Raw genomic sequence first — 14,319 nt, 5'->3', positions numbered from 1 at the left:
ATTGAAAATCCTATAAACATAGTTTGAAAGTAAAGTATGAAAAGAAATCTCCATTAAATATACTAATTTAATGGAGATTTACGGGGTTAATGTAACTAAAAAGAAATTTTGTTTACTCCACGTTTATGCTCTGTAATTTGGTAACTGTAATAGCTCTGACGAAAAGCAAAGGAGCAAAAAAGAAGTAGGTAGTTTATTTAATAGAAGATATGGTGAAAAAATAAAACAACGGAGGTTTTATAATGAATAAAGGAATACTGCAGATTACAGAAATCGAAGAAATTAGCATTCCTAATGTATTGAAGGATAAAATCAAGAATCTAATAGACCATGAATTAAAAACTCATAATCCTTATACTTGTGATCAAGAAATAGCTGCAAGCTTTTCAAGAGAGTGGCTTAATTGTTTGATTGATTATTCAAAGAAAACTTCGAATTCAGATATGAAAAAACTACTACATATGATAAAAGTAGCGAATTGTGGTGGAAACGTACCACCTACTCTTATTAAAAATATTCCATGTGATCCTATGGAAACCCTATTACCTGGGGAAAATCGCAAAGGTTTTAATTATGGTGAAGACGAAGACGATAGAATGAAAAAATATTTTTATGCAGAATGGGTCACATGGCTTTTTGCCACACTTTTTAATTATGATGCTTTAATTCACCCATCCGAACATGCAGGGAAAAATAGATTTCACCTCATTTCCCCTTTGAACAACGATGAAGTTTTGCGAAATGTCGGTGCAAGCACCGGTGGCGGGAACTTTTATCAACATAACGATGCCACAGTGTATACAGACATGAAAGACCAATCAGATATTGAAGCAAGATTGAAAATATTCAATACGAATTTAGAAATTGTATCAAATAGACTTAATAAATCCGTGGAACGAATAGTGTCTGAAATTACTTGTGGAAAATTTACTAGAGTTGATGCTCTTTTATTAAAAGGAGTGTTAAATTTAAAAACTCAAACTCATATTGGAACGCCAAAATTACTTCAAAAGCATCTTGAAGAAAATCACTTCAGTAAAGATGATATATTGGCGATAAGTAAAATGCCTATTGCTCATATCGCAGGAATGGCGGATGGTGAAATATCGGGATTTGTAGGGGAAATAAACCAAATCATATTTTTGGATGATAATGGTGATATTATTGCAACTTGTTTGAATGGAGCAGAAAATAGATTGATTTATGTGGGAAAAAGTGAAGAAGAAAAATTGAAATTTGACATGTTTTTAGAACTCTTACGAACAACGCCCACTTATAAGGTTCCACTTACATCTGAAGATTTATTAATTATTCCAAATTCATACTATGGTAAACAAACAAATGTAACTCATGGTAGGGAAAGGTTATCTGAGGAAGAATATAAAATTCCGATTGGAGATAATAAGTACGGAAGAAGAATTGTTTGCAGGCAGTACGTTTCCAGCCGATTACGTGATCAGAAAGAAAGTTACTTTACAGATATTATTAACTAGTTTAAAGAGAGGAGGGACGATGGGGAGGTTTGGGGTATAATAGCTCAAGCCTTCCCATATTCTTTGTATGGATTTTACTATTGAATTACTCATATTACTATTTTTAGTAGCTGTATTAGCAGGGTGGATAGATACAATTGCTGGAGGCGGTGGTATGATAACTATCCCGATAATGTTATTAGTAGGTATGTCTCCTTCTGTAGCGATAGCAACTAATAAACTGCAAGGGAGTAGCGGAACTCTCATGGCGACAGTGTTTTTTATTAAGAAGAAAGAAATTAATCTTAAAGAAATGCGTTTGTCCATCTTAATGACCTTTTTTGGATCAGTTTTGGGTGGATGGCTTGTTTTACAGATACGGGCAGAATATCTAATCATGATATTACCTTTTTTACTTATTATTATTGGTCTTTATTTTCTATTATCTCCAAATATAGCAAACGAAGATCGACCGAGAAAAATAAGTATGTTGTTGTTTGCGTTAACAGTGCCTCCATTCCTTGGATTTTATGATGGTTTCTTCGGCCCAGGAACAGGTAGCTTGATTGCTTTAGCGTTCATTCTTTTATGTGGATATAGTGCTACGCGGGCAACTGCAAATGCTAAGATTTTGAATTTTACTAGTAATTTCGCTGCTTTGTTGTATTTTATTATTTTTGGCCAAATCGATTGGACAATTGGATTGATTATGATGCTTGGTCAAATTATAGGGTCATATATTGGGGCGAAGATGGTGCTTACAAAAGGGACGTCATTAATACGACCAATAGTGGTTATTGTTTGCTTTGTCATGGCAATTAAGATTTTTTTACAAAATATGAACTAAATGTAATAAATATAGTATTTGTATCGAAGTTAGAGTGTTTTCATGTTGTTATTGCAGTATTACACTGTTTAAGATGTGTTCAAAATTACACAATTTGACTAGTGTAATGTATTGCGTTATGCTTTTTCTATTATAAAAGAAAGGCTTGAAGATAATGATTCGTCGTTTGAGAAAGCTAAAAAATGTAGCAGTCGTAGTAAGCTTCTAAGTAAATAGCAAAATATATAATACTTAGAAGCGAGGAATAAAGTTATGAAGCATCCATTATTTAATCATTGGTCAGAAACAAAATATATAAAAGATATAGTAACAAATCCACTCATTGAAGTAGGAGAGTACTCCTATTATTCAGGGTATTATGGTCATCAAAATTTTGAAGATGGTTGTGTAAGGTATTTGTGGGGGGATGCTAAGTCACAAGCACTGTTTAATCCAATTGAACAGATGGGATGGCATCTTGATAAACTCATTATTGGGAATTATGTTTGCATTGCAAGTGGAGTAGTCATTTTAATGGGTGGTAACCATAATCATCACTCAGAATGGATTACAGTATATCCATTCGCTGAGCAAATTGAACAATCATATGAAACTAAGGGCGATACAGTCATTAAAAGTGATGCTTGGATTGGAATGAATGCTATAATAATGCCTGGCGTTACTATTGGTGAAGGTGCAATTGTTGCTGCAGGATCTGTCGTAAGTAAAGATGTTCCGCCGTATACAATAGTTGGTGGAAATCCTGCTAAGGAAATAAAGAAACGATTCACTGATACAGAAATAAACATGTTAATGGAAATGCGTTGGTTTGATTGGGATAGGAAATTGATCGAGAAGGCAATTCCGCTGTTATCTAGTCCATCCATCGAACCATTATTTGCTTTTTATAAAAATGAAGTAAAAAATAAATAAATTAGTTAGTTAGAAAAACTACATTCAGTATTGGGTGTAGTTTTTTTATTACAAAAAACTAATGGTTTAGACTAAAGAAAATTTATCTCTAATATAAGTCTAGCAAATAGCTCAATTGAATAATTAAAATCCCGATTGGTGAGGGTTAATAATTAGTGGGGATGAACAAAACCCCCACTGATTAAAGTTTCACTTTATTTTTTGTAAATGTGGAACAAATGTATTATGTAGATTGTCTATTAATTGTAATCCTAAAAAATATGAAAGTGCGAATCATTTTAAAAAATATAAGGGGATTAAAAATAAGGATATGCGTGGGAATACAAAGTATCAGGGCACCTAAAAGTGTCAGATGAGATGGTCTATATGAAAGCAATCCTAACGTTTAATATGTATATACAATTTGAGAACACTGTCTATTTTTTTTGAGATTATGTTAGAATAACGCTTTTTTGAGTACAAAGATATTGGAGGTAACAGAAGTGAAAGGTATGTTTTGCAAGAGATTTATTGCAATAGTAACAGTGCTTACACTATTTTTTAGTATGTTCGTTACATTTGGAAGAGCAGCAGCGGAAACAGTTTCTGCTATAGACGTTGAAGCAGGATCAGCAATTTTAATAGAAGCAAATTCCGGAAAAATTTTATATCAAAAAAATGCAGATGAATCATTGGCAATTGCTAGTATGACAAAAATGATGAGCGAATACTTAGTTCATGAAGCGGTAGATAAAGGAAAACTTAAATGGGATCAAAAAGTTAAAATTTCTGAATATGCACATAAGATTTCGCAAGATCGTTCATTATCAAATGTTCCATTAGAAAATGGTGGCTCTTATACGGTAAAAGAGTTATATGAGGCAATGGCAATTTATTCTGCAAATGGTGCAACAATTGCTTTAGTTGAAGAGATTGCTGGTAAAGAGGGCAATTTTGTAAAAATGATGAACGATAAGTCGAAAGAGTTTGGAATGAAAGATTATAAATTTGTAAACTCTACAGGCTTAACAAATCAAGATTTAAAAGGATATCACCTAGAAGGGACAACTCTAGACGAGAAAAATAAAATGTCTGCAAGGGATTGTGCAATTTTAGCACAACGTCTTATTCAAGATTTTCCCAAAATATTGAATACAGCAAAAATTCCTAAAAAAACATTCCAAGAGGGTGGTAAATATCCAATTGATATGGCGAACTTTAACTGGATGTTAAAAGGTTTAATTAAGCAATATGAAGGTGTAGATGGTTTGAAAACAGGAACGACTCCAGAAGCGGGAGATTGTTTCACTGGGACAGTAGAAAGAAATGGTATGCGCCTAATTTCTGTAGTGATAAAAGCAAAATCTCATACGGCACGCTTTGATGAAACAAAGAAATTATACGATTATGGATTTGCGAATTTTGAAGTGAAGAATGTCTACGGAAAAGATTCAGTAGTAAAAGGACATGAAACGGTACGAGTAGCAAATGCAAAAGAGAAAGATGTAGTAGTTCAAACGAAGCAAGCTGTTTCACTTCCAATGCGGAAGGGAAACAAAGACGGTTATAAAAAAGAATTTAAAGTATCAAATAAAGAACCAGAAGCGCCTATTAAAAAAGGTGTAACAATTAGTAAAATAATTATCTCGCCTAAAGATAATACCGATCCTGGGTTCTTATCAGGTAATTCATTACAAATAGACCTTGTAACAAAATCTGATGTGGAACAAGCAAATTGGTTTACACGTTTTATACGTAAAACTGGATCTTTTTTTAGTGGTATGTGGGATAGTGCGATTGATATAGTAAAAAGCTAATTTTATAGGATACAACTAAATATTAGTTTGAAACAAAAGGTTTCAAAGTATTATAGATTCTTATGTGGATAGTTTGGAATGAAAGATTGTATTACTTTTCAAATTTGGTCCTTCGGAACTTTTTGTATTTCTATTAAGCTAAAATAAATTTTTATCCATATACTCCAAAAACGCTATTCTTTTTGTAGAAATATACAGAAGGGATGGCGTTTATTATGAATCTTTCGATTTAAAGGATTCTGGTGCAAGGTTAGTTTAATAAAGTTACATGATGAAAAACCACCCATTAAAGTTTCACTTTATAAAAATTTAATAAAATCTTTTCTTTGTATTAAATATTTTGTTTTAAATTATGTATATAAAGAAATGGAGGTCAAATTAACTTTTTACTGCTTATATTAGGAATTTAAAGAAACGATGTGTACAATTCTCTCACTACATTCGCATAGTGGCCTTTATGAAAAGCAAAATCTACAATTTACAAGGAGAACATTTTATGAGTAAGAGAATAAAAGAATTAGATTCCATACGAGGGTTAGCGGCACTTACTGTGGTATTTGGACATTTTTGTTTAATGCTACCATCGTTGCCTAATTCTATTAAATTTTCCCCGCTTAGGTTTTTATGGGCGGGTGGGGAAGCTGTTATCGTTTTTTATGTACTAAGTGGTTTTGTGTTATCGATGGCACTTTATCATTCAAAAACAAATTATTGGGGATATTTAATTAAGAGATTTGTAAGAATCTATATTCCTTATTATTTTTGGATAATTGTTTCCTTTGTTTTATTTATTTTATTTTCGTCGTATGAAGTGGTAGGACTACGGGATTGGTTCTATGATAGGTGGCAAGGGTCTATAACAAAATTAGATATTCTAAACCACTTTGTGCTTCTTAATAACTTTTTTACGGAAAATTATAATCCAGTTATTTGGTCATTGGCTCAAGAAATGCGTATATCTATTGTGTTTCCTTTGTTATTCCTTCTTTTTTATAAATTGAATTGGAAGAAAACGATACTATTTGCTTTGAGCTTTTCTATAATTAGTGTTTTTCTTAATGTGTTGTATATTGGGAAAGCTGAAGGATTTTATAATGGTTATGCTGATACACTGCATTTTACATCTATGTTTATGGTTGGAATGTTACTTTTTAAGTATCAGGAAAAACTTATCTACTCATATAGGAATATGAAAAAATTTAAAAAAGGATTTCTTATTGCATTAGGGATTATTCTGTATTTATATTCCATTTTAATTTATGGTTTTTCCCGTAATGATACTACTTTCTTATTAAAAGATTGGGGTGTCGTAATGGGGGTTGGTATATTTATTATAATGGCTATGAGTAACCTAAAAGTAAAAGCATTTTTAAATAAGAGTGTATTTGTATATTTAGGAGAAATTTCATACAGTATCTATTTGTGTCATTTTCCAATCATGATGGTACTATTTAAACTTTTGTATACAAAGATACCTATCTTTTTCCTTCTTACTTTATGCATTGCAATGACACTACTTTTTTCTATAGTTTCATATCATTTAATCGAAAAGAAATGTATCAACTGGGCAAAACAAAGAACAACCAATTTTTTGAAAAAAGTATAATTCCTAGAGAAATTTTATTTCTTTAGTAAATATACGAATATGACCGATTCCTAAGTATACTTAGGAATCGGTCAATTTTGGATTCTAAATGTAAATATAATAAAGTGGAATATAATTGAAATCGAAAACCACTTAGAAATAACAATTACGGTGTGAGCTATTGTATAGTATAGATATGGTTAATAATAAAGGGGGAATACATATGTGGAAGCGATTTGTAGCAATTGGTGATAGTTTTACAGAGGGGATAGGGGATGAAGTTGAGGGAATTGCATTAAAAAGCTGGATAGATCATTTTGTTCAACTGTGTGAAAACGATATAAAATATGCTAATTTGGCAAAGCGTGGCTTAGTAACTAAAGAAATTCGCTCGCAGCAATTGGAAAAGGCGTTAACTTTTAATCCAGATTTGGTTAGTCTCATTGCAGGGGCAAACGATGTTTTAAAAGGACGTTGGAATCATGATGCATATAAGAACGATATGGAATTTATGATAGATTCATTAAGTAAAGCAGGGGCTGATATTATTATAGCAAACCTTCCTGATTTTACAGTTAGGCTTCCTTTTGCTTCTGAAAAAAAACAAGTAATAAAAGAACAATTATTAGAGGCAAATGAAGTTATACGTTCACTGAGCAGAGAATATAAGTTTCATCATGTTGATTTTTGGAATCATCATTTAGTTAATGACAATACGCTTTGGTCTAAGGATTTAATTCATCCAAACTCAAAAGGATATGTAAAAGTTGCTGATTTGATTTTTAGTAGTTTGTCTGTACAGAAGACAAAATAATAGTTTGCAATTTAACGAATATGATATTAATTGTGCTAAGCTATGTTTTTTAGTAAATGGAGAGAACTAGAAATTTAGCATACAAAGCGTATCTACAATATATTTCTACAGTAGTGCATAAATGTAGAATTACAAAGAAAGATCACTTATGGAAATAGGTGGTCTTTAAACGTTTTTATAACTAAATTAAAATATATACTGTAGTACTAACAATTTCGTACTACATAAAAATTAAGTTCTCTTATAGAAAAACTGATTTTATATTATCTTAAAATATAATAACATATTCAAATCATATTTTGGGTGTGTATCCTAATTGTGAATAATTTGTAATTTTTTTGAAGTGTAAATATCTAATAAATAAAATGGTAGTAGGTGCAGAAGTATTAATACTATATTATTCAATTCTGTTATGAGTACATTAGTAATTGGTAGTATTATATTTTTATTATCAATTTTAGTTATTGGAATTAATTTGCATAGAAAATATGTAGGATAAGAAAAGATAAATATACTTTATTGTATATTTATCTTTTTGTTTAGTAGGATTTATAGTCTCTTTAAACTATTATGTTAATAAAATTAAGAAACTTAATTTTTGATATCCTTATGGCTAAAGCCATCTATAAACTGACAATATAACTAAATAATTGTTTGGTATGATTTGTGGGTTGGTTTTTTTATCCGAATTTTCTGATTCAAATATTTCAACTTTATGAATATAGTAGGTGAAATATTTGTGTGATAGTATTTGAGATAGAAAAAAGCCAACTTTAAAAAGGATGTGAATTGAATGTGCAAACAACTATAAATGGTTATATTAAGGTAATGTTTAGCTGTTTTTTAGTGTAAGGTAAAGGTCTATGTTGTAACAGTTGATATAAATACGAAGAAATAGGTGCGCCTAAATTTATCTGACTGTTTAAAATAAACTAAACCTTGAGATTAGTCTAGGTTTTGACGAAGTTACATTCTAGGTGAAATCTTTATAATGATTAATTAGGTTTAATAAAGGGGTACCTTATACGCAAAAGCGTTTATATTAGTAACCTAAGGAGCTTGCTTTTATGAAAACTACTGATTCAAAAGGCCTATTAGGAAATAGGGTTTATTTACAAGTTTTCTCTGCTTATTCATTGCTTATGCTTGGTGTTTTTATTGATATGTTAGCGATTATGACTATAGTTGGGTTTGAATGGGAAGTAGATCCTACTATGATTGGATTGATCCCTGTTGCATATGCACTTCCTGGAATTATTTTTGGCTCATGGGCAGGTGTTATTGCAGATCGTTTTAGAAAAATTCCAATTATGATGTTCTGTAATCTAATGGTTGGTCTAATAACAATTGCTCTTTTATTTGTACAAGATATCCACTGGCTCTTAGTGGCATTAATGATTCGTTCCATTTTTATTGTTTTCTATTATCCTGCACAGCAAACACTAACAAGACAGATTGTATCCCCGGACTTACTTACTAAAGCAGTAAGTATCAACGGAATAGTAGAGCAGGGTACCAAGATAGTAGGTCCACTTATAGGGGGCATGTTGCTGAGCTGGTTTCAACCAGAGTTCTGCCTCATTATAAGAGCTATAAGTTGTTTATTAGCTACCTTAGTTCTCATACCCACAATAAAATTTAAAGAAACTATATCGAAAGAATTTGTTGAAAAGCAAAAACAAAGTACTTGGACCGCTTGGGTACAAGGGTGGGGTTATGTGTTATCTAATCGGATAATATTATCAACCATGATTTTCGTTACAATAGCCATGGCAGTATTACAATTAGTCGACTCACAATTCCCAACTTTATTTAAGAGCTTATTCCCACATGATAAAAGTAAAATGGGATATATCATTTCTATTATTGGTCTTGGCGGAATACTTGGTGCACTACTAACTCAGAAATTAAAACAATTTCAATATGGCTGGGTAGTATGTGGAGGTATGGTTTTAATGGGAATTGGTTTTGGGGGGATTGGTTTGATAACGCCCGGTACGGTCTTCGTTTTAGCCTATTTAATTAGTTTTATCGCTGGTATCGGAAGTGGGCTGATGCTTGTATCTAATCAAGTCATTTTACAAATAGAATCCGACCAAGATCAAGTAGGAAGAGTATTTGGTATACAAAGCAGTTTAACAAACGCAGTTCTAATTATTTCTCCTGCTATGAGTGGCCCATTAGTGCATTTGTTTGGAGTAACTCAACTCTATGTTTATGGAGGGATTGGGCTTGTTATTATTGGATTAATTGGAGTTTCACTGCAGAAATATTTATGGGCTAAACATAAACACGAACCTATAAGAGCAAATAATTTTTGAAGGGGAGATTTTTATGACCAATGAGGAATGTTATCGATTAAGCCATCCGCAGCGAAGAATATGGTATACAGAAGTTATTCATTCTGATAAAGGAATATGTAATTTAAGATTTTTATTTAAACTTCATCGGAAAATGAATTATTCAAAATTAAACCAAGTTGTGAATCGCGTTATCAGTGAAAATGACGGTCTGTGCATTAGGTTAAAAGAAAATGGGCATCAGGAACCGAAACAATATTTTATTAAACATGAAGAACAAGAATTTGAGTTTTTTGATTTCAGTAATGTGGAGAATACAAATTTGCTTGAGGAATGGATTGAGCAGAAAACAAAAGACACGTTTACATTATTTAATTCAGATTTATACTATTTCGCTTTAATAAAATTAAACGATAATGAATGTGCAGTCTTTGGAAATGTTCATCATATTATTATGGATGGTTTATCAATTCAAATATTTACTGAGCAAATTGCAAAATATTATTATGAAATGCATAACGAGAATGAGGAAGGCGAAATTAAAAATTCATATGTTCAATTCCTGACCAATGAACAAACATACTTGAATAGTAGTCGCTTTCAAAAAGATCAAAAATTCTGGTTAGAGGAATTTAAAACACTGCCATCTGTGACTGGATTGAAGCCCTATAATACGTACCAAGTTAGCACTAAAGCATCACGTGAGACATTTATATTAACGGAGCATTTGAAGAGAAAGATAGAAAAATTTTCTGAAGATTACAAAATTAGTTTATACACTTTTTTTGTTGCTGCTTTCTCGTTGTCCATGTATCGGTGGACTTCATCGCTTGATATTGGTTTAGGAATGGCTTACGGCAATCGTATGACTAAAATGGAACGAAAATTGATTGGAATGATGGTGAGTACAGTTCCTTTAAGAATGGATATTGATCCAGAAGAAGAAGTACTTTCATTTATTAGCAGGGTGTCCAGAAAACAAAGCAAATTATTGAGGCACCAGAAATATCCATTTGATTTGTTGTTAAAGCAGATTAATAAAGAGAATAATAGTAATGTGAGACTTTTCGGAACTACGATTGATTATAGGGATCGCGATGAAAGTGGTGACTCACTATGGATTCCAAACCATGAAGAGGTACAAGATTTTGCAGTGCATATTGAAAATCTAATTGATATTGACTCTTTACATGTACATATTGATTATCGTGAGGAGCTATTTTCTAAGGAAGAGATAAAACGGTTTTTTAACGTGATGTTAGCGATAATGGAAAACACTTTTGAAAAACCAAAGCAGAAGGTAGCTGAAATAGAAATCATTTCTGAGGAAGATAAAAGAATAAGTTTAGTTGAGTTCAACAATCCTAAACTAAATGTCCCACCTCAAGTAACTATTCATGAAATATTCGAACAGCAAGCGATGATTTATCCAAATACTATTGCAGTTACGTATGAACAAGAAAAAATTACTTATAAGGAGCTTAATGAACGTGCAAACCAGTTAGCTCATTATTTGCAGAAAAAGGGAGTAGGACCTGATACTTTAGTTGGAATATGCGTTGAACGTTCCCTCGAAATGATTGTAGGTATTTTAGGGGTTTTGAAGGCTGGTGGGGCTTATGTTCCACTCGATCCAACATATCCAGAGCAGCGACTTCAATATATTTTAGAAGATGCTAGCATTCAGTTATTCGTGACGCAAGAAAGTTTAAAAGAATTGAAATGGTTACCAGAAAATGTTGAGTCGATTTGCCTGGATCGTGATCAAGATGAGATTGGGAAAGAAAGTAAGACTTTGCCGCTTTCTGATGTCGGTCCCAAAAATCTGGCATATGTAATCTATACTTCGGGATCAACGGGAAATCCAAAGGGCGTTATGATAGAGCATCACAATGTCATTCGGTTATTTAAATCAACGGATTGTTGGTATCAGTTTAATGAAAAAGATACTTGGACGCTTTTTCATTCGTATGCATTTGATTTCTCAGTATGGGAAATTTGGGGAGCATTATTATATGGTGGAAAATTAGTTGTTGTTCCGTACTGGATTAGTCGATCACCTAAGGATTTTTATCAATTATTAGTGGAGGAAGAAGTCACAGTTCTAAATCAGACACCTTCCGCATTTCGACAATTAATACGAGTGTGTGAACAAGAAGATAAGAATAAAAATTTGCAGCTACGTTACGTAATATTTGGCGGAGAAGCATTAGAACCTATTAGCTTGTTACCGTGGTTTCAAAGGTATGGTGAGAAAAACCCACAGTTAATTAATATGTATGGAATTACAGAAACTACAGTTCATGTTACATATTATCCAATTACTCTAGATGATGTGCAGCATGCTTCAAGAAGTAATATTGGAAAGCGGATTCTCGATTTAGAAGTGTATATACTAGACGCTTATCAACAACCTGTTCCTATAGGTGTTGATGGTGAACTTTATATTGGTGGAGCAGGATTGGCACGTGGATATTTAAATAGACCTGAATTAACAGCAGAGCGTTTTATATCTCATCCATTTAGTAGTGATCCGAAAGCAAGATTATACCGGACAGGAGACTTAGCGAGGTATTTGCCAGATGGGAATTTAGATTATCGTGGAAGAATTGATCATCAGGTTAAAATACGTGGTTTCAGAATTGAAATTGGGGAAATTGAGTCTACTTTACATACATATGTATATGTAAAAGAGGCAGTTGTAATTGTAAGAGAAGATCAGCCGGGCGATAAAAGATTAGTAGCATATGTTGTAGGAGATGGAAATGTAGATGGGTGGAGAGAGTATCTTAAAGCGAAACTACCAAGTTATATGGTTCCTTCGGGATTTGTGGCGATGGAAGCTATTCCACTTACAGCTAACGGTAAAGTTGATCGTGAGGCCTTACCTATGCCGGAGGAAAAGCAGATTAATAGTGAATGTGTTGGCCCTCGGAATAGTAACGAACAGATACTGACTACCATTTGGAAGCGAGTATTAGGTGTTAAAAAGGTGGGAATCTATGATAATTTCTTTGAAATTGGTGGCGACTCGATTCTCAGTATTCAAATCATATCTCAAGCAAGTCAAGTGGGGTTAAAACTTACTCCAAAGCAAATGTTTGAATGCCCAACTATCGCTGAGCTGGCACAAGTGGCTATAGAAACGCAGGGAGTACAAGCGGAGCAGGGAATTGTGATAGGTGATGTGCCTCTTACTCCAATTCAGTGCTGGTTCTTCGAGCAAGAACATCCACATACAGAGCATTGGAATCAATCAATGCTTTTAAGAGTAAAAGAAAGATTGGATGTGAAATTACTAGAGGGAGCGATATTAAATTTACTCAAACATCATGATGCTTTACGTTTCCGGTACGAACAGTTACCGAACGGAACGTGGAGGCAGAGAAATGAAGAGACTGATGAGCTGTCAGTACTCCATGTTGTAAAACGGAATCAAGTTAATGAAAAAGAGTGGAATACAATAATACAAGAAGAAATGAACATTAATCAAGCTAGTTTCAATTTAGTTACTGGTCCGTTAATGAGAGTAGTGTACTTTGAAGATAACTTGACTGGAAATGATCGAATATTCTGGGTGATTCATCATTTAGTAGTAGATGGAGTGTCATGGAGGATTCTATTGGAAGATTTACAGGTGGTATATAACCAGATGAAACAAGGTCAAGAAGTTCGCTTACCTGCGAAAAGTACATCTTTTAAAGAGTGGTCTGAACGACTCCAGACATACAGTGATTCGGGTATTTCAAAAGAAGTACAAAATTATTGGAATCAACAAGTAGAAAAAGAAACGATGAAAATTCCAATGGACTATCCAATACAAGAAACGACAGAGGAATCGATTGATCAAGTGACGAGGACTTTAGGAATAGAAGAAACACATGAATTGTTACACGAAGTTCCAGTAACTCATAAGACAAGGATTGATGAGGTACTATTAACGGCATTAGGACAAGCTATCGTCGATTGTACAAATCAGCAAACCGTTTCTATTCATCTAGAAGGACACGGAAGAGAAGAGGTAATTGAAGGTATTGATTTATCAAGGACAGTGGGCTGGTTCACGAGTATTTATCCCGTTCATCTCAATTTTCAAGGAACTCAAACACCTATTGAAGGATTAAAGTCTGTCAAAGAACAATTGCGTCGAATCCCAAATCGCGGAGTTGACTATGGTATTTTACGTTACTTGAATAAAGGATTACTTCCGTTTTATCAGCAAAAGCCTTCAATAAGTTTTAACTATTTGGGCCAATTTGATCAGGTTTTCTCAAGGGAATCTTTGTTTATGCAAGAGACAGGATTTACATTTTTAGATCATGCTCCAGATTCCAAACCATCTCATCTAATTGATGTTATCGGAATGGTGAAAGATGAAAAGTTACATTTTGTTTGGATGTATAGTAGAGAACAGTTTTCTAAATTAAAAATTCAATTGATAGCAGATGGTATGTTGAGGCATCTTCGTCAACTTATAAATAAACCAACAACAGAGTCTGCTTTTACGGTATCAGATTTTGCTGATGCAGAGGATCTTACGGAAGAAAGCTTGAGCAAAGTATTACTTAAATTAAAAAAGAAGAGGGTGTAAAA

At 32.9% G+C, this 14,319-nt stretch carries 8 protein-coding genes; all 8 read left to right on the top strand.

Annotated features, from left to right (window positions below; all coding sequences use genetic code 11):
* Positions 1 to 242: 242 nt before the first annotated feature.
* The 8 genes from N2V92_RS22940 to N2V92_RS22905 all read left to right on the top strand — a co-directional run bounded on the left by N2V92_RS22940 (position 243) and on the right by N2V92_RS22905 (position 14,317).
* On the top strand, positions 243 to 1,493 hold the full coding sequence (locus N2V92_RS22940; protein WP_001032355.1) for a hypothetical protein: 1,251 nt from the start codon (positions 243 to 245) through the stop codon (positions 1,491 to 1,493).
* A gap of 67 nt (positions 1,494 to 1,560) precedes the next feature.
* Positions 1,561 to 2,319: a TSUP family transporter gene (locus N2V92_RS22935; protein WP_042598004.1), complete on the top strand. Its 759-nt coding sequence runs from the start codon at positions 1,561 to 1,563 to the stop codon at positions 2,317 to 2,319.
* Between the two features lie 252 nt (positions 2,320 to 2,571).
* Positions 2,572 to 3,231: a CatB-related O-acetyltransferase gene (locus N2V92_RS22930; RefSeq protein WP_000682536.1), complete on the top strand. Its 660-nt coding sequence runs from the start codon at positions 2,572 to 2,574 to the stop codon at positions 3,229 to 3,231.
* Positions 3,232 to 3,713: 482 nt separating this feature from the next.
* The gene (locus tag N2V92_RS22925; protein ID WP_000677655.1) at positions 3,714 to 5,027 is read left to right on the top strand and encodes a D-alanyl-D-alanine carboxypeptidase family protein; all 1,314 of its coding nucleotides are present in this window, start codon (positions 3,714 to 3,716) and stop codon (positions 5,025 to 5,027) included.
* A 457-nt stretch (positions 5,028 to 5,484) separates the two neighbouring features.
* Positions 5,485 to 6,633 (top strand): acyltransferase family protein, encoded by a 1,149-nt coding sequence (locus tag N2V92_RS22920; protein WP_080117657.1) that lies wholly within the window; start codon positions 5,485 to 5,487, stop codon positions 6,631 to 6,633.
* 202 nt (positions 6,634 to 6,835) lie between these two features.
* Entirely contained in the window at positions 6,836 to 7,426 is a 591-nt protein-coding gene (locus N2V92_RS22915; protein WP_000265867.1) for an SGNH/GDSL hydrolase family protein, read from the top strand.
* A 1,067-nt stretch (positions 7,427 to 8,493) separates the two neighbouring features.
* Positions 8,494 to 9,747: an MFS transporter gene (locus tag N2V92_RS22910; RefSeq protein WP_000858612.1), complete on the top strand. Its 1,254-nt coding sequence runs from the start codon at positions 8,494 to 8,496 to the stop codon at positions 9,745 to 9,747.
* 13 nt (positions 9,748 to 9,760) lie between these two features.
* A complete protein-coding gene (locus tag N2V92_RS22905; RefSeq protein ID WP_000180454.1) occupies positions 9,761 to 14,317 on the top strand; it encodes a non-ribosomal peptide synthetase in 4,557 nt (1,518 codons plus the stop codon).
* Positions 14,318 to 14,319: the final 2 nt, after the last annotated feature.

It is taken from the genome of Bacillus sp. CH_48, from assembly GCF_038008465.1.
Taxonomy (GTDB): Bacteria; Bacillota; Bacilli; order Bacillales; family Bacillaceae_G; genus Bacillus_A; species Bacillus_A thuringiensis_S.
This window is presented reverse-complemented; position numbering and strand designations above follow the sequence as displayed.

Coding starts and splice junctions, on each gene's coding strand:
- N2V92_RS22905 (WP_000180454.1), top strand. CDS start 9,761: ATGACCAATGAGGAATGTTATCGATTAAGCCATCCGCAGCGAAGAATA.
- N2V92_RS22940 (WP_001032355.1), top strand. CDS start 243: ATGAATAAAGGAATACTGCAGATTACAGAAATCGAAGAAATTAGCATT.
- N2V92_RS22915 (WP_000265867.1), top strand. CDS start 6,836: ATGTGGAAGCGATTTGTAGCAATTGGTGATAGTTTTACAGAGGGGATA.
- N2V92_RS22930 (WP_000682536.1), top strand. CDS start 2,572: ATGAAGCATCCATTATTTAATCATTGGTCAGAAACAAAATATATAAAA.
- N2V92_RS22935 (WP_042598004.1), top strand. CDS start 1,561: ATGGATTTTACTATTGAATTACTCATATTACTATTTTTAGTAGCTGTA.
- N2V92_RS22920 (WP_080117657.1), top strand. CDS start 5,485: ATGAAAAGCAAAATCTACAATTTACAAGGAGAACATTTTATGAGTAAG.
- N2V92_RS22910 (WP_000858612.1), top strand. CDS start 8,494: ATGAAAACTACTGATTCAAAAGGCCTATTAGGAAATAGGGTTTATTTA.